Genomic DNA, 3,327 nt, shown 5'->3' with positions numbered 1-3,327 from the left:
GATTTTTTAAGAAGATTTTTGAATTTTTTAGAAATATGTATAATATCAATTTGGTTATCTTTAAACTTATATTTGGTTTTTTGGAAAAGATAGGTACGTCTTGTATCAAGATTTTTTTCTTCGAAATGATTTTTGTGAGCTGTTTGAATAGCTTCAAACTCTTGGGAGCTCATGACAATTTCTCGAATACAAGCAACATTTCTTTTTTTTGCCACATTTACTTTTATGTTGTATAAAGTTTTTCCGGTTTTGCTTAAAAAGGGAGTAATATCTTGCATTTTTACTTTTTGCATTTCAGTGCCTCTACACCCACTTATTAAGAGTAGATGCACAAACCAACCAGAAATTGGGTCAATTTGTTTTAAGGTTTTGGAGCATTTTAGAATTAATTTAATACTTTTTGGGGTCAAATAAAACTTAGGAGTTGGTTTTGAATTTTTTTTCTTACGTTTAGGTGAATTTTCTAGTGATTTAAGAATTTTATTTTCATTTTCTAGAATTTTGTTTTTATTTAGTGCATTTTGATATTCTTGAAATAGTTTGAGCGTAAAATCCCTATTGAAATTATTTAAATTAAAAGAATTATTAGTATCCATAAGACAAGCTCCAGTTAAGTGTTACTTTTAAATTAAGTAAAAGTAATAAAAATAGATAAAAATAGTAATTTATATTTTACCAAAAACTAAAAAATTTAGTCAAATTTAAGTGTGTCTCATTGCATACAAAATCTGGGCTGTAGGATAGCTGTAATAAGGATAAGTGCCAATTTCTAGGGGTGGCACACAAGAAAGATAGAATACTTTGTGTAATATATAGCAAAGACTTTGAAATTTAATTTGTATGTATTTTGTAGTCTTTTGTAATGAGTAGGTCATTTGCAATGGAGAGATTTTTGGGAGTTGATTAAAATTACATTTGCGTTTTGTTAATATGTAATTTGAAATGTAACAAAATTATATATTTAAATCTTTGAAAAATTGTATATATAGAACTTTGATTTATTTTTAAAGTCTAGGAGGCAATAATTATGAATAAAGAAATGTTTATTATTTATGCTGTTTTTGCGACGATAAGTTCTTGTGAAAATCGTACTTAATATGATGATCAAAGTAATAGCTGGGTAAAATTTTGAAAAATAATTAAAGGAGGAAAAAGATGGAAAATGTTTCAAACAAAAATAATCACCCACAAGACAATATTCAAGCAAAAATAAGCTTCAGAAAAGATATGAAAACTCTAAAGATGAATTTAGCAGGTATTGACAAAAGTCTTAAGGGGTACGAGTATAATTATCGGAGTTTAGATGATATATTAGAAGAAATTAAAAATGTTATAAAGAAGCACAATTTAGAGCTTGATTTTGGGCAATTCCCAATTTCTGTAAAGGGTCAATATGGTAGAGTTCATGTTATTAGGACTACATTTTACAGTACAAGCACTGGATATAAATTTTCTTTTGATACGCGACTTCATACAGAAAACTTACAATGGAATAGTGAAAGCGGGTCTAAAAATATAAAAACATTGCCACAACTTGTTGGTGCAGCTATTACTTATTTCAGAAGGTGTGCTTTAGTTGGATATCTTCACATAAAAACCGACGAATTTTTTGATTTTAATGTAAATATTAAATATAAAAAAACAAATATCGGTAATTGGATAGATTTAGGAACTTTAAATCTAATAAAAGAAGAATATGGTATTGTAACAGATCTAAATGCTGGGGGGCATACAGCTAGATTATTTTCATTAAAAGAGTCAGAAATTAATAACTTTGTAAATTCAATGATTAGAGGGGGAGCATTTAATGCGGATTATTATGGTTATCAAGAAGGAGAAGGTTATAGAAGCAAAAACATAGAAACAAAAATAGAAACTATTAATGGTTCTCAATTTATTACATTTTTAGGAAGAGATAATGCATACGCAATTTTATTAGAGGAATTTAAGATGAATTTAAAAAGAATTTGAAATAAACGTTTACAGTATAGGAGACAATCTTTATGAATAAAAAAATAAAAATGTTTATTATTTGTTTAGTTTTTGTACTGATAATTTCTTGCAAGAATTATTCAAATAGTAAAGATTTAAAACAAAATGCAGAAAGGAAAATTAAAGGATTTTCAGATAAGATTTTAGATCCAAAAGATAAAATTACCTCAAGTGGTCCAAAAGTAGATGAATTAGCTAAAAAATTACAAGAAGAAGAAAATGAGAAAGATGTTAATTTAGAAGAAAAAGAGGGTCTAAAGAATGATTTAAAAGATTATAATGATGGTAAAGTATTAAAACCCGAACCTATAGCTTTAGAAAGCAAAGAACCAAAACTAGAAACAGCAGAAATATTAAAACCAGAATTACCAGAAGAACCAAAATTGCCAGTAGTACTAAAACCAGTAGTTAAAGAAAAAACAGAAGAAGGGAAAGCTAAAGATAGAAAGGATGAAGAGCTTAGAAAAAGAAGAATAGAAAAATATCAAAAAGAAGAAGAAGAAAGATTAAAAAGAAAAGAAGAAAGAGAAAAAAGGAAAAAATTAAGAGAATCAGAATCAGGTGAAAATTTCCTTGAGGGAGTAACTAAAGGCAAAATTTCAACAGTCGCAGAACAAATAGACAAGATAATCAGTGATATTAATAGTATTAATCCAGGGGCACCCTTTGAAGAAAGCAGTGAAATATCTGGGAAAGAAGTTGAAGATAGGGTTACGGGTGCTATTTATGATGATATTACTGATATGAGTACACGTGGTACTTCTATTTATTCTGAATGGGGCGATTACCTTGAAGAAGAAGGCGAATTAAAAGGGTTTCTTGACCAACTAGAAGAAGCTAGAACAGAATTAAGGATTAAAATAAAAGAGAGTGATAGCAATACAAATAAAACTACTGTAAAGATTAGTGATATTAAAGAAGATTTAGAAAAATTAAAAGATTCTCTAAATAATCTAAAGGAATCTCTTCAAAGTACTGCCAATAAAGAAGAAATTCAGAAAGCTATAAAATGTTTAATGGATCCAGGTGATGGTAGTTGTAAATATTAAATGAAATAAATATTAAACACCCGTTAATAGGATAAGGAAGTTAATAGTTTGTGTTAAAATTCATTAAATTGCTTTACCATTTAGAGTAGCAAAATTAACAAATTGTTACTCTAAGGGGATGTTTTTGAAAAGAGCCAAAAGATCTTTTGATGATTATGTTGCATATTTTAGAGAAGGCTCATTAAGTGACATAGAAATAGCAGAGAGACTAGGAGTTTCTAGAGTAAATGTATGGAGGATGAGGCAAAAATGGGAAAGCGGAGAAACTTCTATAAACGAGGGCTCT

The 3,327-nt window shown here is 28.1% G+C and carries 4 protein-coding genes; 3 read left to right on the top strand and 1 reads right to left on the bottom strand.

The genetic code is table 11. The features are described from left to right. The coding region (locus HNP67_RS06615; protein ID WP_184125748.1) for a site-specific integrase at positions 1-596 on the bottom strand (596 nt) is incomplete at its 3' end. A 559-nt stretch (positions 597-1,155) separates the two neighbouring features. Between HNP67_RS06615 and HNP67_RS06610 the strand changes: the two genes are divergently transcribed. From HNP67_RS06610 to HNP67_RS06600, 3 genes are all read left to right on the top strand, one after another. Next, on the top strand, positions 1,156-1,971 hold the full coding sequence (locus HNP67_RS06610) for an Erp family outer-surface lipoprotein (RefSeq protein ID WP_184125746.1): 816 nt from the start codon (positions 1,156-1,158) through the stop codon (positions 1,969-1,971). 32 nt (positions 1,972-2,003) lie between these two features. Next, positions 2,004-3,041, top strand: a complete 1,038-nt coding sequence (locus HNP67_RS06605; RefSeq protein WP_184125744.1) for a hypothetical protein — start codon at positions 2,004-2,006, stop codon at positions 3,039-3,041. A gap of 124 nt (positions 3,042-3,165) precedes the next feature. Then, positions 3,166-3,327: DUF603 domain-containing protein (locus tag HNP67_RS06600; protein ID WP_184125742.1), on the top strand; the 162-nt coding region annotated here is incomplete at its 3' end.

The organism is Borreliella californiensis, from assembly GCF_014205885.1.
GTDB classification, from domain to species: domain Bacteria; phylum Spirochaetota; class Spirochaetia; order Borreliales; family Borreliaceae; genus Borreliella; species Borreliella californiensis.
The sequence above is the reverse complement of the archived record's forward strand: the minus strand, read 5'-3'. Positions and strand labels throughout refer to the sequence as shown.

What these genes read in the sequence shown, in the direction of transcription:
- HNP67_RS06610 (WP_184125746.1), top strand. Translation starts at nt 1,156, where the DNA reads ATGGAAAATGTTTCAAACAAAAATAATCACCCACAAGACAATATTCAA.
- HNP67_RS06605 (WP_184125744.1), top strand. Translation starts at nt 2,004, where the DNA reads ATGAATAAAAAAATAAAAATGTTTATTATTTGTTTAGTTTTTGTACTG.